This window comes from Methylomonas sp. BW4-1, from assembly GCF_052474385.1.
In genome coordinates this window covers 943,296-961,836 of the sequence record NZ_CP184125.1, presented here as the reverse complement: position 1 = coordinate 961,836, position 18,541 = coordinate 943,296, and the positions used below count along the sequence as shown (strand labels likewise).

Here is an 18,541-nt window from a genome sequence, read left to right as displayed (position 1 = left end):
GGCCTTTTTTATTGCCTTTCGATAAACCACTCTGCCTGATTGTTTTCAGAAACTGGAACCCGGCTGTCTAAGAAATTCCAGCTCTTCAATAGTTGAGGCACGACCGAGAATTTGGTTGCGATGCGGGTAACGGCCGAAGCGATCGACAATGGCCTTGTGCTTTAACTCGAACTGGTAATTATCCGGTAAGCCATTTTCGCGGTAGAGCTTTTCCGCCCAGGCATGGATGGCTTTTGACTCGCTGTGCATGAATGGCAAATATAGGAAACTGCGCTCGATTGGCGACAAGCTCCGGTCAGCACCCACCGCTATCGCTTCCTGCGCCAAAACCAACGCCAGCGGATCGTGGGCAAATGCCAAAGGGGTGTTGCGGTGGATGTTTCTGGAGAACTGATCGATAACGATGACTTCGGCGAGCCGGCCTTTGGGTTCTTGCCGCCAGGAGAACAATTCGCCTGTTATGGCTTGTTGCAGTGTGGCTTCGAATCGGTGGGTGATGGTTTTATCGAAATCTGGGTTGGCGGACCACCAGAGTTTGGGGGGTGTTTCTTCGAACCAGAATTTTAGGATTTCTTGGTAGTTGGTCATTGGTTTGTTGTGTCGCTGACGCGACGGGCTGTTTTAATGTCGGTTCGCGGACCGACGGCCGCGATACTTTCTTTTGTTTGGCCAAAAGAAAGTATCCAAAGAAAAAGCCACCCGAACGCCGCTTGTTTCCTGCGCTCCTCGCATTTGAACGGGGTTGCCGAAAGGGGCTCCTGCCCCTTCGTCAACGCGCCGCATCCCTGCGGCGCCCCTACGGGCTGATCCGTTCAAAAGCTCCGGTGCTCGGCGCGGCATACGGGAGAACACCCCGCCGGAATTTGAAGGAAACCTTGTTTATTTTTGGTGGCACAGGCGTAGGGCAGGCAATGCTTTTTTTTCTGTCCATCGTTTGATTCCGCGTGGGCACAAAAACTTTACCCACCCTACCTGGCTCGGCGCGGGGAAGTTAACCCTACCGAAATTTGAAGGAAACCTTATTTATATACAATAGTCAAGAGCCGGCAATCCTTTCTTGCCCAACGCTTAATTATGCGTGAACACAAACCCCAAATCACCCTACCCAATTGGGTTTTTGATATGGCAAGATATACGAAACCCAAGTAACTCCTTGTTAGGTAACGTAAACTAAATGAAAGAATCAGAGAAAATTAATATCGGCTATGTTTATATTTTGGAGGTGAAAGATATTTACCTCCCAGTATGTAAAATTGGGATGACTACTCGTACCCCGTCCGAAAGATGCGATGAAATTAATAAAAGTTCCACGGGAGATTTTATTTGGTCAGTGGCACATTACATTGCCGTTGATAACTGCAAAGACTTGGAAGCGATGGTCCATTCAAAACTAGGCCCCTTGCGGCAAAAAGGGCGAGAATTTTTCAATATCAATGCTGACGATGCCTATATGGCGTTAGTCTCTATTTTCGATAACCAGGCAGTAATAAAGAAAATCGATAGTGAAAAAATTGTAGCTTTGCAGGAAGAAACACCGATGATAAAAGCTAAAAAAACATACAATTTCAAAAAAAACGACTCAGTATACCCAGAACTACTCAATTCTTTTATAGAGTCGCTCAAGTTGATCAATGCAAGGCCATTCGGCCAACTGAATCAGCCATCTTTTGGCATCAGCGATGGTAAAGAAGGAGTTCAATGGAATCTCTCTGTTGATACAGATACAAAAATTATCCGTCTAGGTGTCAATTTAGAGGGTATGAAATATAAAGATTGGCCGATTTCAAAATTCATACTCTCTGAAATAAATGACCCAAAAATTTGGGGCGTTATTGAAAAGCTAAAAAACCCGAATGAAGTATATGTTCGTTTTTCTAGAGATGCTTGGCAAGTTACAGCTAGGCCATCCATTGTCGAGAAATATCTCGGTGGCAATGAATTTACATTTACAGAAATTACTCCAAAACAATGGGAAAGTACTTTAAAAGAAGCCTTGTCCTGTCTAAATGAAGAAAATAATTACTGTGGCCGAGCAAAGCAACAAGTAACGTTAGAGATTAAACCAAAACAAGGAGAGCAAGTTAGGACAATGGAAGTTTCCCCACATTTGACAATCTGGTCTCGTTTGTACCCCAGCATAGATATTCAGGAAAACATCAACAAGAAGATTTCAGAATTACAACCTATATATGATTGGGTTAAGCTGGCAAGTTCGAGTAGACTCAATTAGCGTAGAGCAATATGACGCATGTTGGCGTTAAATCTTTCGACCTTATTACGTTGTTGTTAATACGTAAGAGTTTAGCCTTAATTCGCTTCGTTATTCGGAGCTGTAAGTCTAAGTTCAAACAACATCCAAAGTCTTTCAATCCCATGACGGGGTTGCTCCCCGCATGCCGCGCCGAGCACCGGAGCTTTTATCGAGATCAGCCCGAAGGGGCAGCGCATGGATGCGCTGCGTCGGCGGAGGGGCTGGGAAGCCCCTTCCGCCGACCCTCGATAAAAGCTTCGGAGCGCAGGATATAAGCGGCATCCGGGCCGCCTTTTCTTTGGGTACTTTCTTTTGGCGGAGCAAAAGAAAGTATCTCGGCTGTCGGGCCGAGACCCGACTTCAAATCCAGCCGTCGCGCCAGCGACACAAATCACACAACGCTACCGAATAAAAACACAATCCCCTATAATCGAACTTACTCAAAAACCACCACCCCTACCATGCCAACCCCCTTCCAGCGTATCGGTATCATCGGCAAGTGCGGCGATTCCGGTATTGCCGCGACGCTGAACGAACTGTTCCGTTACCTAAAAGCCCGTGGTCACGACATCGTCGTAGATAGCCAAAGCGCGGAATTGATCGACGACGCCGAGATAAAGGGCGCTTATATCGAGCGCCTGCCGGAACTGTGCGACTTGATTATCGCCGTCGGCGGCGACGGTACCTTTCTGGCGGCGGCCCGCGCCGCGGCGGATTTCGAAACGCCGCTGCTGGGCGTAAACCTGGGCAGGCTGGGCTTTTTGGTGGACATTTCGCCGGAACAGTTGTCCAGCCGCCTGAATAAAATTCTGGCCGGCGAGTTCAAATCCGAGCAGCGCCAATTGCTCAGCACTCATATCATCCGCGACCACGAGATCATTCATCAACAAACTGCCGTCAACGAAGTGGTGGTGCACCGTTGGGTGACGCCGAGCATGATAGAAATCGTCACCAGCATCGACGGCGTGTATCTGAATACTCAACGTTCGGATGGTTTAATCGTCGCCACCCCGACCGGCTCTACCGCTTATTCCTTGTCGGCCGGCGGCCCGATCCTGCATCCGGCCTTGAACGCGCTGGTGTTGGTGCCGCTGAACCCGCATACGTTGTCGAATCGGCCCATCGTCATCGACGACAACGTGGTCATCGAAATCCGTTTCAGCCAGACCAAACAGATCAATGCGTTGGTGACTTGCGACCACATGGAGATTCCGGACGTGCGGATCAACGACAAAATCGTCATTAAAAAATCCGCCAAACCGATTAAAATTTTGCACCCCGCTGATCACGATTTTTTCCATACTCTAAGAAGCAAACTTAACTGGAGCGGCTACCCCGCCTAAGGCCATGCTGTTAAACCTGAACATTATCGACCTAGCCGTCGTCGACGCGCTGGACCTTGATTTGGACCCCGGCATGTCGGTGCTGACCGGCGAAACCGGCGCCGGCAAATCGATTTTGCTGACCGCGCTGGGCCTGGCCTTGGGCGACCGCTCCGATTCCGGCTATGTGCGGCCCGGCAGCAAACGCGCCGAAGTGAATATCGAATTCGATTTAGCCAAAGCGCCGCTAGTCAAGCAATGGTTGATCGATAACGAGCTGGACGACGACGGCCAGTGCATGATCCGCCGCACCATCAGTGACGACGGCCGTTCCAAGGCTTATATCAACAACCGCCCTGTCAACCTGCAAACCCTGCAAGGTTTAAGCCGGCAATTGGTGGAAATCCACGGTCAACACGCACATTTAACCTTGCTGGACAGTGAGGAACAGCGCCGACTACTGGACGGTTTCGCCGGCAACCAGGCCTTGCTGGATAAGCTGAACAGCTGTTACCAAGACTGGAAACAAGCGCATAAACAACTGCAGCAATTATTAAAAGCCGGTAGCGATCAGGTCGAACGCGAGGAATTGCTAACTTACCAACTCGACGAGTTGCAGCAGCTAGACTTGGAAAACTTCGATTATCAGGCCTTGGCAGACGAGCATCACAAGCTAGCCAACTTGGGTAAGATTCTCAGCGTCGGTCAGCAGCAACTGGATATTTTGTACGACAACGATCAGCAGTCGGTCGCCGACATGCTGGGGCATGTGATTCATGCCATCAACGAATTGGCGCAGTATGCCGGCGAGTTGAACGGCGTTTCCGAATTATTGAGCGACGCGGAAATCCAGATCGGTGAAGCCACCCAGCAATTGCGCCGCTTCCTGGAAAACCAGGAAGCCGATCCGCAACAACTTGTCTGGCTGGAAAACCAGATAGGCGTGATTCAGTCGCTAAGCCGCAAGCATAAAATCCAACCGGAAGAACTGCCTGAACTGGCCGCGCGCTTGGCTACCGAATTGGATAACCTGAGCCACAGCAGCGAACGCATCGAAAGCTTGAATGCCGATTGCGAGCGGCTGTTAAGCCAATACCGCAAACTGGCCGGCGAGTTGTCCGCCAGCCGCCGCCAAGCCGGCGCAGAGTTGCAGCAACGCATTTCCGACGCCATCAAGGAACTGGGCATGCCGCACGGCGAGTTCCTCGTCAACCTCCGCACCCCGGAGGATGCCGAAGCGCAGCGCAACGGTGTAGACAGTATCGAATTTCTGGTCAGCACCAACCCCGGCTTGCCGGCCAAGCCGCTAGCCAAAGTGGCATCAGGCGGCGAGTTGTCGCGAATCAGCTTGGCGATTCAAGTCACCACCAGCACTGACAAGACCACGCCGACGATGATTTTCGACGAGGTCGATTCCGGCATTGGCGGCGGCATTGCCGAAATCGTCGGCCAGAAACTGCGGCGTTTGAGTGTGAACCGCCAAGTGTTGTGCGTCACCCATTTGCCGCAAGTCGCGTCGCAAGCGCATCAGCATTTATTTGTCGCCAAGAATCAGAAAGCAGCGGTGACATCGTCCACGGTTCGCCGTTTGAGTGACGACGAACGCGTGAATGAAGTCGCGCGCATGCTGGGCGGCGTCACCATTACCGAAAACACTTTGGCGCATGCGCGGGAGATGTTGGTATCGGGTGGCTTGGCGCGCGATTAACAGTCCCTCACCTTAACGACAGACCCAATACTCCGACCATCACCAACGCCGCCCCGCCAATCTGAGCGAGCGTCAATTCTTCACCCAACACATAACTGGCCATGAACAAGGTCGCTACCGGCCCCAGCGAGCCGATCAGCGAGGTATGACTGGAACCTATTATCTTGATCGCTGCCGAGAGCATGAATACCGGCAGCACCGTCGAAAAGATCGCCATCAGCAAGCTCAATTGATACACCCGCATCGGCAACAGCAAGGCCTGCGGCGGATGTGTGAGTAAAAATTGCATCAGCGTCGCCGCGCAAGCCACCAGCATCGCGTAAGCGGTAAAGCGCGAGGCGCCGATGCGGACTACCGTTTCACCTGTGCCGATTAGATAGGCAGCGTAGGTCAAGGTGCTGGCAAACACAAAACCGGCTCCCAACAACAAATGTTCCGATTGGATATTGATCTCATCCAAAAACACCACACCGATGCCGGCGTAACTGAGCACTAGCGCGACGACTTCCTTGCGGCCAAACGGTTTGCCCAACAGCAATGCCGACAGCACCACGACCATGGTCGGATACAGGAACAGAATCAGCCGCTCCAGCCCTGCGGAGATGTATTGCAGACCGATAAAATCGAACAAGCTGGACAGGTAATAACCCAGCAAGCCCAAAATCAGCAGCGCCAGATAGTCTCTACCCCTTAACGGCGTCAGATCCTTCCGGCCGGCATGCCGCCAGGCAACGATTAGAAAAAACGGCGCGGAAAACAACATGCGCAAGGCCAATAAAGTCACCGCATCCACAGGCTGGTAATACGCCAGTTTTACCAAGATGGCTTTGCCGGAAAAACCGATAGCGGCCAAAGTCGCCAGGCCAAAGCCCAACAAGCGGTTGCGGTTGGATAATGCAGTAGATGTAGTCGTTGCCATTAGGCCTCCTGAGTGATGCGGGCCTTAGGCAAATGTCGAAGCAACTGCGGCAAGACCCGCGGTTGCTTGATTGTTTAGAAAAACGCAAACACCACGGCGATAGACAAAGCCCATTGCCATAGGTGCTTAAAGAAATGATTGCGGTTTAAATAATGCATGATGGCTGGATTATAGCGGCATCGTCGCGGGCAGGCAAAATCCTCCTTGCCAAACCGGCAAGAAGGATGACGGCTACTTAGGCTTTGCGTTTTCTACCCAAACCCAACGCGCCAATCAGACCGGTACCGAACAACCAGGCCGCGGCCGGCACTGGCACCGGGACTACATAACCGGACAAATCGGCTGCGGAGACTTTATAAGCATGCAATACACCAGGCAGCAGCTGATACTCACTGGTCAACGTTGCCGAACAGCCACTGGTTTGACCAAGCGGACATTGAATCGATGTTGCATATGGATCGGCGTCGCTGAAACGGAAGTACACATCGAACTGTGTGCCGGTGCCGTTTTGGGTGACACTGTAGTCGTTATCGGTGCCGGCCAGCATCAAATAGCTGCCGTCAGCCAGTTTCGGTCCGATGGCCAAGCCTTCCCACTTCTCAGGAGATTTATTGCCGAGCGCTGCCAAGGTGTCGGCATCGAGATCCAGAAATTGCGCGGATTTGCTAACTTTGCTGTAAACAGCACCAACTGCGTCCAAATCGATGCCACTAACATCGGTCGCGCCGTTCAAATCAATTTTATAAACTTCCTTGTCGGCAGTGGCAAACGTGGCACCGACACCGACACCACGGTTGTTACGCTCTAGTACGAAGAACTCATGGTCGTTGATCGCCACTAAGGCCGATGTGCCCTGTCCTTGACCGGAACGCTTCATTTGGTAGGCATATTGAGCCACCGCTTCGCCAGTAGCCGTATCGAATTTTACAATCCGACTCACCGAACCGTTGCCTGCACCTTCGTCCAACATTGCACTTTGCAACATTGCAAACGCAAATTTGCCGTCAGGACTGATCGCCAGGCCTTCGAAGCCGCGATTAGTGCGTTTGCCGGCAGTATTCGGTTCTGGATCGCCGCCGGCATAGTTTGGAACATTAGTTGTACCGTTGCGCGGCACCAGATTGGTTGGAGTCGTATAGGTTTTCACTACCGCGCCAGTATTGCGATCGATCTCGTACAGCGAAGGACCGTATTCGTCGGAAACCAGCAAATTACCGTTTTTGGGGTGGATCACAACGCCTTCAGGGTCAAAGGCATTACCCAAGTTACTGGTAGGGTTTGGCGCAATACCGTTCAGTGCGGAACCGCCTTTACTAAATTTCAGGGTTTGGGCGATTTGAAAATTAGAAATCGCGCCGGTAACGCTATTAATGTCCAGGGTAAAGCGCTGTACCCGTGTTTCATAATTCAACAAACCGCCACCTGGGCCTCTATCCGACAAGCCCCACCACTCGTTACGGTTGGTGTCGTAATAAATATCCGAGAAGAAGCCGACGCGGCGATCAAAGGAATTGGCAAGTGTGCTGGATAAATCCAGTGTATCACCGGAAATAGCCAGGCCGTTGACGAAAGTTGGAGTAGCCAAGGCAGTATCGGCCAATAGCAAGCCGGCCAGTAAAAATGTTGGTTTTAAACGCATATCGAATACCTGATTTGACGGAGTTTTGTGACAAGAGTCTCAAACTTTATCCGGCATTCATTACATAGACATGACAACCACCGAGCGGCAAAAGCCTAAAGGAAATGATCTACTGAAAGGAATGACGAGTTTGCAGAAGCTTCCCGGCAACAACCGAAAAGCCTCTGCTTTCAACTCAGCGTTTGAATTGCCCAACCAATTGATTCAACTGCGCGGCCAATTTCACTAATTCGTTACTCGCCGCATTAGTTTGCGCGGCATCCTGGGCGGTGCGCTCGGTGAGTTGGCCAATATTGGTGATACTTTGCCCGACATGCTGGGCGACGCGGCTTTGATTGTCAGCTGCTTGCGACATGCGCGAGTTCAATTGGCGAATCTGCGTCACCCGCTCGGCAATCGCGCTTAAACCCTGGTCGGCGCTTTGCACTTGTTCGCGGCGCTGCTCGGCACTGTTTTTGGCGTTGTTCATCACCGTCACCGCATCTTTGGCTTCGCGTTGTAATTGATCGATGATGCTTTGAATTTCTTCGGTGGCCTTATGCGAACGCGTCGCCAAGGTACGGACTTCGTCTGCTACCACCGCAAACCCGCGCCCCTGCTCGCCGGCCCTGGCGGCTTCGATGGCGGCGTTCAAGGCCAACAGATTGGTTTGCTCGGCCAGGCCTTTGATCACATCCAACACCGCCCCGACACCGTTACTTTTTTGATCCAGACGTTTGATCACTTCGGCGGCGCGGTCGATTTCATTCACCAGTTCGTTGATACCGTTGATGGCATTTTTAGTCGTTGCCGCGCCTTGCGCGGCCTCCTGATCGGCTTCCACGGAAGCTTGCGCCGCACCGGTCGCCCCGCCACGCACGTCTTGCACAGAGTTCTCCAGTTCGTGTATCGCTTGAATCACCGTCTCGGTTTCGCTGCGTTGTTGCGTGGCCGCTTGCGAGGTTTGTCGGGCCACACCGGATATTTGGTTGGTTGCAGACGCCAATTGCTGACTGACCGAAGACACCTGCCCCAAACTACCGGCAAAATTTGCCAACATGGTATTAAACGACTCGCTGACCTGGCCGATTTCGTCGCCGGAATCGACTTGCAACCGTTGCCGTAAATCCGACTGTCCGGCGATGGCGTTAACTGTGTCGCGCATCGCTACTAATGGATTAACCACAATCTTGCGCATCAGCATGTTGACCAGCAAGAGGCCGCCGGCAAACATCACCAAGGAGATAGCCGAAGCAATCACCAAATCGCGATTAATCTGCGCATCGAGATTTGCCAGTGAAAAACTCACCCGCACCGCTCCCAACACTGTCCCCTCGCTCACGGCGTGACAAGTGAGACAGTTGGTGCCGCGAAAATTGGCGCTAGCCTTAACCGGCTCCAGCACGGTGATCAGGCGTCCGTTTTTGTCGTTACCCGGTTGAATGATGCTTTCACCGGCCAGCGCGCGATCATCCAAATTATCAACGGGTCTTTGCTCGGATTTACCGGGACCGTAAAAATCGGTAATTTGCTTGCCACGAATTAACCGCACTTCCGTGACATTGGTATGCGAAAGGGCTTTATCGCGCAATACTTCACCCTGCGCCATCGCGCCGGTCAGCATTAGCGTATTCACGCCATCGAAATAACTGTTGGCAATATCCCGAGCTTTATCGGTCGCCAGCGTTTGTATCATGTCTTTTTGCCGTTCCGCCATAAATAGCGTGCTGACAAACATCAGCAACAAAAATACACTGGCTATGCTTAGCAATATTTTGGATTGGATTGTGGAGTTCTTGTTCATGAGATCAGCCAATGTATTGGAATGTGTGGTTATACACCTTGGGTTGTCGGCAGCTCCTGGAAAATCTATATGTAATCCTAAGCTTACCCTTGTAATCCATGCATCAAGCATAGAACAAATCCTTGCCACACGGGCCATATATAGCAATCAGAGTAACAAGCGGTTATCCTGAATAGTGACGCCGCTCACGAATACGACTACTTTTGCAAATTGGCGCGTAACCCAGCGCGTTGCCCGCTTCACGCAGAAGATCTGGCCGTGACCTGAAAAGCTTGCTTGATAACCCAAATAACCCGCCGTTTGCCCAGCCTTGGAGAGTAGCCGTGGACGATTTTTTCGGTTTTATCGCTTTTGTCTTGATTTTGGTGCCCATCGTAATTATCGCGATGTTGACCGTTTTAATGGGCCGCCAAAGACGTAACCAGGATGACATTAATCAAACCCTGCGGAAGATAGAAGCGGCGCTACGCGAAGACCGCAAACTGCTGCGTGAGCTGGCAAAGGCGCAAGTAGTGCCCACTCACGAAACACCGCCGCAACCCGCTATATTCGAAGTGCAAACGCCGGCAACGGAACAGGTGCTATTCGAAAGCACCGCCAGCCAGCTCCCTGCCGAACCGGTTCCGCAAACGCCCGAAATAACGCCAAGCCCAGTTGCAGAGCCACCCCAGGAAAACCCCTGGAGTCAAAACACCTGGCAACCCACCGAACCCAGCCGTTTCGAACTGGCGGCACAGAAAATCCTCAAAGAAATCTGGAACTGGATCATCGTCGGCGAAGGCCATCGGCCGGAGGGTGTGGCGATGGAATACGCGGTCGCGAGCAATTGGTTGCTACGTATCGGCGTATTGATTTTAGTGACCGGTATCGGCTTTTTCCTGAAATATTCGATAGACAACGGCATGCTGGGAGAACAAGCGCGGGTAGCGCTATCTGTGCTGGCGGGCGTCGGCATGATCGTCGGCGGCGTGCGCCTGGTCGGCGGCACCTACCACCTTTTCAGCCAGGGCCTGCTAGGCGGCGGCATTGCGGTGTTGTATTTCAGCGTGTTTGCCGCGCACAGTTTTTATCATCTGCTAGACGTCTACCCGACCTTTGCCTTGATGATTCTGGTCACCGCTTGCGCCGCATTTTTAGCGATCAAGCTGGACTCAATGTTGGTCGCCATCTTCGCCATCATCGGCGGCTATTGCACGCCGATTATGCTGTCCACCGGCCAGGTCAATTTTCCGGGGCTGTTTAGTTACATGTTGCTGTTGGGCTCCGGCATCCTGGCGATCAACTGGTACAAGCAATGGCATTTATTAAATTTCCTGAGCTTTTTCTTTAATTACCTGTTGTTCTTCGGCTCGATGCAAAACTATCAGGTCGAGTATTTCTGGCAGGTCTTGCCGTTCTTGACCGGCTTTTTTGTGCTGTATTCTACAACGGTGTTTTTGTTCTGCCTGGTCAATCAAACCAAATCGACCCTACTGGATTTAATTGGCCTGATCGTCAATGCCGCCATCTTCTTCGGCACCGCCTACCATCTGATCGACGACGCCTACGGGCAAATATGGACCGCCTTGCTGACCGTGGCATTGGCGGCGTTTTATGTCGGCCATGTCTATTATTGCCTCGCGCGGAAGGTGGTGGATAAGGAACTATTGATCAGCTTCATTGGCTTGGCGGCATTTTTTGTGACCATCACCCTGCCCTTGCTGCTGTCCAATCAATGGATTACCGTCAGCTGGTCGTTGCAAGCCTTGGTAATGCTCTGGATGGCGGGCAAATTGCGCAGCGCGTTTTTACAACAAGTGGCATATCTACTGTATGCGTTGGTGCTGGTGCGTTTTTGTTTCATCGACTTGCCCGGCCAATACGGCATGCAAATGGATAGCCAGCAATCATTCGGCGCCTTCTTGCTGGGCTTGTTGGAACGGGTAATCAGCTTCGGCATACCCATCCTGTCGCTGGCCTTGGCCTACACGCTGATCGAAAAACCGGCACCGGCTTCACCACTAGCCTGCGATGCCGGCAACGATGTGCCGCTGTGGCTGAAAGACAATCTGCTGTTGCAAATCATCCTGCTGGTCGGCGGCGGATTGTTGTTTGTGGTACTGCAACTGGAGTTGTTCCGCAGTTTTGCCTATCTGTATCCACCCTTGCAATTGCCGGTATTGACGTTGGTCTGGCTGGCCATGTGCTGGCTATTGTTGACCCGTTACGTGGCCGGTACGGGCGATTGGCTGCTACAAGCGCTTCGGCTGTTCCTGATCGGCGTGTTCCTGAAGATGCTGTTGTTCGATCTGCCGTCCTGGGACTTGACGCTGGGGCATATCGGCGTCGGCGACAGCGTCTGGACCTTGCGCTACGGCGGCGGCTATTCCTTCGAATTGGCATTGATGCGTTTGTTGGACTTCGCGGCGACCATAGCCTTTTTGCTGTTCGCCTTACGCCGTCTGTCGAACAGCGGAACCGATACCGGCAATATCCGCCAATGGCTGGGTGGCGCGGCGCTGGTCTTGTTATTTACCTTTTTAAGTCTGGAAATTAACTCACTCTTGTATCAATATGTGCCGGGTTTGCGTTCCGGCGGTGTATCAATCTTATGGTCGATATTTGCGTTGACGCTGGTGTTCAACGGCATCAAGCGGCAAATCTCCAGTCTGCGCCTGGTCGGTCTGGCGCTGTTTGCCTTGGTGGCCTGGAAGGTGTTTTTCATCGACCTGGCGCGGCTGGAACAAATTTACCGAATCGTCGCCTTTATCGTGCTGGGCATGCTGGCGCTGGGCGGCGCGTTTTTTTACATGCGTTATCAACAAACTTTTATCGGCAATGCCGAAAACAAAACATGATCATGATCGCCAAATTTGCAGTGTTATGCTGCCTGTTTTTGACCCAGGCTTGGGCCAACGAAGCGCCGGCCTTCCGGTACAGCCGACCAGTACTGGCCCAAGATAACGGGCAACAAAGCCTGCTGGCCGTTCCGCTGGACAGCGCGGTGTATGCCAACACGGCCGCCGACTTTCGCGACTTGCGCCTGATCGATCAAAACGGCGTCGAAACGCCTTATTTGCTGCAAAAAATCGCCAGCCGGAAGACGGTCAATAAGCGCGTGGCCAGCACCAGCAAGACCGTCGATTTGCAAAAATTCGGCGACGAGGACGAGGGCTTCGTCGTTACCGTGCAACTGGACAAAAACGCCGCCAACGCCGACGGCCTAAGCCTAGTCACCAACCAGCATGATTTCGAATACGCCTTGCAGATTCACGGTTCCAACGACGGCCAAAACTGGCAATTGCTGGTCGAGAGAGCGCAGATTTACGATTATTCACGTTATATGTCTGTTGGTAACCGCGACGTCGAGTTGCCGGCGAATAGCTTCCGACAATTTAAAATCGTCGTCGCCAAAGCCAGCCAAACCCGGGTAGCCGAGCTGTTGGAACTGACCCGCACCGTGCGCGGCGGCGAAGAATTGCAACGCCAGGAAACCACGCAACAAATCAAAGAACCGCTACATGTCGAGCGCATCGAGCTCTGGCGCAACGTGGGCGAAACCGTGGCCGACACCGATCAGCAATTTGATTACCCGGCCAGTTTTAAAATCAAACTCGATACCGAGCAAAAAGCCACTATCATCGACGTCGACACGCTGCGGCAACCGCTGAACGGTTTGAAGCTGCAAATCATCACTCCAAACTTCAGCCGCCAAGCCGAAGTGCAAATCCCGCTGACGAAAGGCTTGGAAACCCAAATGCGCACCATCGGCACCGGCTCTTTGGAAGCCCTACATTATCAAGACATCAACCGCGAACAAACCACCATCGGCTTTCCGGAACAACGGCAAACGCGCTACCGCATTGTGATTCGTGACCAGGACAACCCGGAACTGCATATCAACACCGTCGCCGGCACCGGTCCCGGCTACCAATTGCTGTTCCTGCCGCAAACCGGCCTGGGCTACCAAATCAAATACGGCGCCGAAGCAGCTGAGGCGCCGCACTATGACACCGCACCGATCCAGGAGTTATTACGCCGCGGTTACCAGAGCAATCGAACCGGATTGGGGCCGGAAGCCGAGGCCAGAATCGGCGAACAGCACTTCAACGCCGCTAAACTGCTGAACAGCTCTTGGTTTCTGGGCCTGGTCATCACCTTGATGGTGGTCGTGCTGGCGTGGAGTTTGTTTCGGGTCGGCAAGCGCGTTGCCAATCTGTCTGATTCGAATGAGCGGGAATAAAGTACGCTGGATACCCCAGCAAATACAAAAATGGGCGGATAAGCCTAGCGCCATCCGCCAATCAATATAAATTAAAGCAATGCCACAGTGTCGACACTTGGCATTGCTTCTCCCTACTCCCCTGTTACGCTAGCTTCGCACGATGGAGTATGTTGCGGCGCGACTTGGCCAGTATGCCCAGCAAACCGCCCAGGAACAGCCAAGCCGTAGTCGGCAGCGGCACGGCGGCGACCCGCAGACTGCCGTTGGTTGCCAAGTTGGAAAAGTCGAGTAGCCTGCGGTCTATGCCGGCGACACTAATGCGGTCCGGGTTTAAACTGCCGCTGAAGCCGGCGAAGTCGAATAACTTGAAAACATCGCCGGCGACCGGTGTGAAGTTACCGCCGAACACCAAGGACAGCGTGCCGTTAAAATCAAAATGGCCGATATTCAATAATTGATCGTATTGGCTGCCCGGCTGATTTCCGAAGATTTCCATCGTCAGCACCGAACTGGCACCAAAGCGGAGGCTGCCGCCGTGGAAGTCGATGGCGGCCGGGCTGTTGCCGGGATTGTAGCCGCCGCGAAAAATAACGTTACCGCCAAACCCACCGGCGCCGTTGACATCGTTCAGGAAAGTCAACGTGCCCCTCGATCCAGTCACCAGACCGTTGTTGGTGAAGTCGCCCAGAATGCTGGCGCTACCGGTGTAGCTCAGCGTTTCGCCGTCGCCCAAATCGATGCCGTTGATGCTGCCCAGTTCGCCGCCCTTGCCCAAACTGGTGGAAACGCCCAACTGGGCTTTATCTTTATCCAGCAACGTCACTTGATTTGAGCCGACATCGAGCTTGCCGCCAAATTCGAAACCTTGAGTGGAATTGACGTTGCCCAGCACCAGTTTGCCGCTATTGGCGCGGATGGTGTTGGCCGCCGTGCCGCCGCTCACTGTCGTTGTCAGCGTGCCGTAACCGGACAAGGTGCCGATGTCGTTCATATCCAGACGGCTACCGTTATGGAAGACGATTAGTCCGCCGTTCACTGCCAGCGTGCCGGCCTTTAGCGAGCCGCCGTTTAACCATAATAGACTGCCGCTGTTGACGTTCAGGCTGTTGGTCACCGCCAAGGTTTTGCCGCTGGTCAAGGTGGTGAACGGGCTAGAAATGTCACTGCGGCCCAAGGTCACGCCGTCGGCACCGGTGACGCTCAAGATGCCGGCGAGCCAGTTAAACTGCCCTCCAGGCCCAGGGCGAACGTCGTCTTGATTGACGACTTCGAGCGTGCCGCCGTTCAGATTCACGACGCCGGTGCTTAAAATGCGTAAGCGTCCGCCAACCGAAACCAGGCCCTGGTTTTCGATATTAAGCAGCCCCTTTCCACCCCGACCGATCAACAGATCGCCTTGGTTGCGCCATTGCGAGCCGTCGCCGTTGACCATCACCTTGCCCAAACCGCCGATGGCATTGCCGATGACCGAGCTTGCGCTTTCCACTTTTCCGCCATTTTCCACATTCAGCGTGCCGGTGCCTTGATTGCCTACCATTAGTCTATCCCGGACAGTCCATGTCGACCCTTGGCCTTTGATGCTTGCCACCCCCACACCGCCACTGGCATTGCCGATAGTGCCTCTGTCGCTTTTCACGCTGCCGCCGCTATCGACGACTAAGCTGCCATCACCCTGATCGCCGACAAACAGCTCGCTTTTGTTAAGCCATTGGGCGCCCAAACCCTGCACGTTTACCCGGCCGATACTTTGCGATTTTGCGCCGACGTAACCGAACTGGTTACTGACGGTGCCGCCAGGACCGACGAGTAGTTCGCCTCTGCCGCCGCGCTCGTATCCAACCGACAAATTGCCGATGCTCAGCATACTGGAGCCCGAGTCCTCGATTAAAACTTTGCCCTTGCCCTGATTGCCGATAATGGTAGATTGGCTTTCCATGCTCCCGCCCTTGACGATATTCAATTCGCCCGCACCTTGATCGCCGATAACGCTTTGGCCGCTTACGACCATGCCGCCGTTAGCGATTTTCAAACTACCTTGGCCAGGCGAACCAATAAACAGGCTCTGATTCGTCCACCGCGATCCGGCGCCGTCGATGGTGACTAAGCTGGGATGCATGGAGTTACCGCCACCTATGGTGCTTTTCCCGGAGTTCAACACACCGCCATTGGTCACGCTCAGCGTGCCTTCACCAAGATAGCCAATGTGCAGATCGTTACTATTGGTCCAACTCGATCCCAGGCCATCAATAGCCACTTGGGCACCGTTGCCGAGAGACGCCGTCTTACTGATCACCGAGCCGGAATCGAGGATATTCAGGATGGCTTTGCCGTGCGTGCCTATATTCATGTTCCCGCTATTGGTCCATTTCGATCCCCAGCCTTGGACGGTCATTTCCGCCGTACTTCCCTGGCCGGCGCCGATGACAGCCGAGACACTGTCCAGCGTACTCCTGCCTTTCACCAGCAATTGTGCTTGTCCGGTTTCGCCGAGAATCAATGGGTTATTGCCGGCGGAAACCCTGGCGTAGCGTAGCAAGGTCAGGGAATGGTCGCGCAAACCGGCGAATTGATTCACTTGCAAAAAGCCACCTGGGATATTGCCGCCATCCCAGATCTGATCGGCGCCGATAATGATCGGCATATTGATGGTTTGCAGATTGCGGTTGGCGTTGACGATATTGCCGATGCTGACGATGCGATTGCCGTTTAGGGTAAACGCCCTGGCGTCGGCCGCAAAGGTAATGCCGTTGATGGCCAGATCTTCCGGGCCGTCGTTAAGCGGTGTCAACCGGGTATTGCCTTTGAAGACCAAGCTATCGCCGGTATTCGGCAGTAATAATGGGTCGTTGTTTAGCCAGTTGGTACTGGGATGAAGGAAATCGTTGTTCGAGTAAAACCAACTGTCGTTGTCGCCGCTGCCGTCCCAGACCAGTTCGTAGGCAAGGACGGGCGAGGTCAAAAGGCCGTTGGCTAGGATGCCGGCCAACGCCAGCGCTAATGGGTGGGCTTTGAAATAAGGGCGGGACATGGTGCTGCTCCTGAGTAAACGTAAAAAGTATGGTCTCGGAGGCGGTTAGTCGCTAACCGATGTCCGATGGTTGGCGTTTACTGGTCATTTCTTGTGCCAATTGCCGCGAGTTTTCGGCTATTGCCCGGTAAGCGATTGTTTTAAGGTTGTTTTGGTCTTGTTGTTTAAGGCATTCCAGGTTGGCGGCGATGAGCCGGCGGGCGCAAGCGGCGACGATATGTCGTTCGAGTGACGAAATATCGTTGATTGCCGGGCCGATCAGCCCGGTACGCAAGGCCTAGCTTTTCGCTTTGGTCAACATACTCGTGTTTGAATGGTAAGTGGTGCTTACACCACTGCTGGCGTTGGCGAGACGTGGTTTCCAAACTCCCGTTTGCAAACCAGAAAAAGCAGGATTTCAGACTGTTAAAAATCTTTTCCAACGCACCTTATTCAGCCATCAACCCGGCGATTTGGGCTTTGGCGTTACATTGGCCGATGGCCTCGGCTATCTGAGACGGCGTGAGTTTATGTTTAACGGCAAGCGTGCCTTGCCAATCGAATGCTTGATATTCCTTTTGTGCAAATGTGGCGATCTGGCATTTTTTAGCGGGCGAGTTGGCAAACGGCATTGGGCTATCGGCCGGCAAGGGTTCCATGCCTTCCGAGCTAGGTGCGTAAATCAAAAAATCGCCGTTCATCGCCAACACCGCACGGTATTGCTGGGCGGTAGTGAAGTACAAATCACCTACCTCAATTTCAGCTTCTTTTAGCCACAGATTTTTGTTTTTCTTAGTCTTTTTCATGGGGTGATTCATTTAAACAGGTCTAGGGATTTTCAAGTATCGGGATTAGCGCGCAGTTTAGCCAGAATAAAATCGCTATGCGCGACACCAAGCAGGTCGGCAATCTTCCGCACCAGATACTCCTCTTGCGGATCGATAGTGCCGTCGGCGTAGGCGATTTGCCAGAAGGATTTAACAAACTTTATCTTTTCCTCAGGACCAAGGCATTGGTTGATCGTTGAGGTAAATTCGTAATAATCAACCGCCTGCCGACGCTTGTGTTCCGCCTTGGCCATCAAGGCCTCAGCCTGTTCGGTGGAGAGCGAAAAGCACTTTTGCACCAAGGACAGGATTTTGGTCCGTTCGACATCTTGACAGACATCGTCCATGGTCATCATTTCGGTCATTAAGGCAGTCAAAGCCTCTTGAAGCTGTGCTTCCGCAGCCTCCGGTGGCGGTAAGGACAGGTGTTTTTCAAAAAACAGTTTAATTTGCTCAAGCATATTGGGTGTGGCATACGTTGCAGATAATTAAATAACCCGTTAATCCTATTACACGGCCCTATTTCCGAAGATTGTCATTCCGCCCAGGATCGCCGTAATCCAAATGCCATCGCGTGGTTAAGGCAGCAATAAGAAACCGGCAATAAAGTGAAATCTCCCAAGCTAACCAGCCTAAGCGTAATGAACACTCAAACCGCCAAAATCGACAATCACAAAGCCAAGTTGCCGAAAAAGCTTTATATCGCAACCGATGGCTCGTTGAAGTCATGCGTTACCGGGCCATTGCTGGAGCTGCCTATCGATTTTCAGGCGTGGCCGCCAATGGACACCAGCAACATCGTTTTGTTTGTCAGCAAAGCCGCTTAGTCTCGCTACAAACCCGGGTATTTTAGCGGTTTGCCCTTGGTTACGCTGAAAGCG

Annotated in this window: 14 protein-coding genes; 6 read left to right on the top strand and 8 right to left on the bottom strand. The window is 52.8% G+C overall.

Translation table 11 applies throughout. From position 1 onward, the window contains the following. Positions 1-45: 45 nt before the first annotated feature. Complete coding sequence (locus ACH5Y9_RS04240; RefSeq protein WP_445368647.1) at positions 46-588, bottom strand: DUF924 family protein; 543 nt, start codon at positions 586-588, stop codon at positions 46-48. Between the two features lie 586 nt (positions 589-1,174). On the opposite strand from ACH5Y9_RS04240, the gene ACH5Y9_RS04235 reads away from it, so the two are divergent. The 3 genes from ACH5Y9_RS04235 to recN all read left to right on the top strand — a co-directional run bounded on the left by ACH5Y9_RS04235 (position 1,175) and on the right by recN (position 5,281). Beyond that, positions 1,175-2,230 carry a GIY-YIG nuclease family protein gene (locus tag ACH5Y9_RS04235; protein WP_445368646.1) on the top strand — a complete coding sequence of 352 codons (1,056 nt, stop codon included), beginning with the start codon at positions 1,175-1,177 and terminating at the stop codon, positions 2,228-2,230. 482 nt (positions 2,231-2,712) lie between these two features. Next, positions 2,713-3,594 (top strand): NAD(+) kinase, encoded by an 882-nt coding sequence (locus tag ACH5Y9_RS04230; protein WP_445368645.1) that lies wholly within the window; start codon positions 2,713-2,715, stop codon positions 3,592-3,594. Positions 3,595-3,598: 4 nt separating this feature from the next. Continuing rightward, positions 3,599-5,281 carry a DNA repair protein RecN gene (gene recN, locus ACH5Y9_RS04225; protein ID WP_445368644.1) on the top strand — a complete coding sequence of 561 codons (1,683 nt, stop codon included), beginning with the start codon at positions 3,599-3,601 and terminating at the stop codon, positions 5,279-5,281. 7 nt (positions 5,282-5,288) lie between these two features. Here the strand turns inward: recN and ACH5Y9_RS04220 are convergent, their stop codons facing one another. From ACH5Y9_RS04220 to ACH5Y9_RS04210, 3 genes are all read right to left on the bottom strand, one after another. After that, a complete protein-coding gene (locus ACH5Y9_RS04220) occupies positions 5,289-6,200 on the bottom strand; it encodes a DMT family transporter (protein ID WP_445368643.1) in 912 nt (303 codons plus the stop codon). A 235-nt stretch (positions 6,201-6,435) separates the two neighbouring features. Beyond that, the gene (locus tag ACH5Y9_RS04215; protein ID WP_445368642.1) at positions 6,436-7,839 is read right to left on the bottom strand and encodes an esterase-like activity of phytase family protein; all 1,404 of its coding nucleotides are present in this window, start codon (positions 7,837-7,839) and stop codon (positions 6,436-6,438) included. 175 nt (positions 7,840-8,014) lie between these two features. Then, positions 8,015-9,622, bottom strand: coding sequence for a methyl-accepting chemotaxis protein (locus ACH5Y9_RS04210; RefSeq protein ID WP_020485657.1), 1,608 nt, complete (start codon positions 9,620-9,622; stop codon positions 8,015-8,017). 323 nt (positions 9,623-9,945) lie between these two features. Between ACH5Y9_RS04210 and ACH5Y9_RS04205 the strand changes: the two genes are divergently transcribed. Next, positions 9,946-12,459 (top strand): DUF2339 domain-containing protein, encoded by a 2,514-nt coding sequence (locus ACH5Y9_RS04205; protein ID WP_445368641.1) that lies wholly within the window; start codon positions 9,946-9,948, stop codon positions 12,457-12,459. 2 nt (positions 12,460-12,461) lie between these two features. Further along, complete coding sequence (locus ACH5Y9_RS04200) at positions 12,462-13,844, top strand: hypothetical protein (RefSeq protein WP_445368640.1); 1,383 nt, start codon at positions 12,462-12,464, stop codon at positions 13,842-13,844. A 124-nt stretch (positions 13,845-13,968) separates the two neighbouring features. Here ACH5Y9_RS04200 and ACH5Y9_RS04195 read toward each other — a convergent pair whose 3' ends face one another. From ACH5Y9_RS04195 to ACH5Y9_RS04180, 4 genes are all read right to left on the bottom strand, one after another. Further along, positions 13,969-16,854, bottom strand: coding sequence for a hypothetical protein (locus ACH5Y9_RS04195; protein ID WP_445368639.1), 2,886 nt, complete (start codon positions 16,852-16,854; stop codon positions 13,969-13,971). A 52-nt stretch (positions 16,855-16,906) separates the two neighbouring features. Then, on the bottom strand, positions 16,907-17,128 hold the full coding sequence (locus tag ACH5Y9_RS04190) for a hypothetical protein (protein ID WP_445368638.1): 222 nt from the start codon (positions 17,126-17,128) through the stop codon (positions 16,907-16,909). Positions 17,129-17,282: 154 nt separating this feature from the next. Further along, positions 17,283-17,639 (bottom strand): hypothetical protein, encoded by a 357-nt coding sequence (locus ACH5Y9_RS04185; RefSeq protein WP_445368637.1) that lies wholly within the window; start codon positions 17,637-17,639, stop codon positions 17,283-17,285. 32 nt (positions 17,640-17,671) lie between these two features. Continuing rightward, positions 17,672-18,121 (bottom strand): tellurite resistance TerB family protein, encoded by a 450-nt coding sequence (locus tag ACH5Y9_RS04180; RefSeq protein WP_445368636.1) that lies wholly within the window; start codon positions 18,119-18,121, stop codon positions 17,672-17,674. A 180-nt stretch (positions 18,122-18,301) separates the two neighbouring features. Between ACH5Y9_RS04180 and ACH5Y9_RS04175 the strand changes: the two genes are divergently transcribed. Beyond that, complete coding sequence (locus ACH5Y9_RS04175; protein WP_033155258.1) at positions 18,302-18,487, top strand: hypothetical protein; 186 nt, start codon at positions 18,302-18,304, stop codon at positions 18,485-18,487. Positions 18,488-18,541: the final 54 nt, after the last annotated feature.

What these genes read in the sequence shown, in the direction of transcription:
- ACH5Y9_RS04240 (WP_445368647.1), bottom strand. Translation starts at nt 588, where the DNA reads ATGACCAACTACCAAGAAATCCTAAAATTCTGGTTCGAAGAAACACCC.
- ACH5Y9_RS04235 (WP_445368646.1), top strand. Translation starts at nt 1,175, where the DNA reads ATGAAAGAATCAGAGAAAATTAATATCGGCTATGTTTATATTTTGGAG.
- ACH5Y9_RS04230 (WP_445368645.1), top strand. Translation starts at nt 2,713, where the DNA reads ATGCCAACCCCCTTCCAGCGTATCGGTATCATCGGCAAGTGCGGCGAT.
- recN (WP_445368644.1), top strand. Translation starts at nt 3,599, where the DNA reads ATGCTGTTAAACCTGAACATTATCGACCTAGCCGTCGTCGACGCGCTG.
- ACH5Y9_RS04220 (WP_445368643.1), bottom strand. Translation starts at nt 6,200, where the DNA reads ATGGCAACGACTACATCTACTGCATTATCCAACCGCAACCGCTTGTTG.
- ACH5Y9_RS04215 (WP_445368642.1), bottom strand. Translation starts at nt 7,839, where the DNA reads ATGCGTTTAAAACCAACATTTTTACTGGCCGGCTTGCTATTGGCCGAT.
- ACH5Y9_RS04210 (WP_020485657.1), bottom strand. Translation starts at nt 9,622, where the DNA reads ATGAACAAGAACTCCACAATCCAATCCAAAATATTGCTAAGCATAGCC.
- ACH5Y9_RS04200 (WP_445368640.1), top strand. Translation starts at nt 12,462, where the DNA reads ATGATCGCCAAATTTGCAGTGTTATGCTGCCTGTTTTTGACCCAGGCT.
- ACH5Y9_RS04195 (WP_445368639.1), bottom strand. Translation starts at nt 16,854, where the DNA reads ATGTCCCGCCCTTATTTCAAAGCCCACCCATTAGCGCTGGCGTTGGCC.
- ACH5Y9_RS04185 (WP_445368637.1), bottom strand. Translation starts at nt 17,639, where the DNA reads ATGAAAAAGACTAAGAAAAACAAAAATCTGTGGCTAAAAGAAGCTGAA.
- ACH5Y9_RS04180 (WP_445368636.1), bottom strand. Translation starts at nt 18,121, where the DNA reads ATGCTTGAGCAAATTAAACTGTTTTTTGAAAAACACCTGTCCTTACCG.
- ACH5Y9_RS04175 (WP_033155258.1), top strand. Translation starts at nt 18,302, where the DNA reads ATGAACACTCAAACCGCCAAAATCGACAATCACAAAGCCAAGTTGCCG.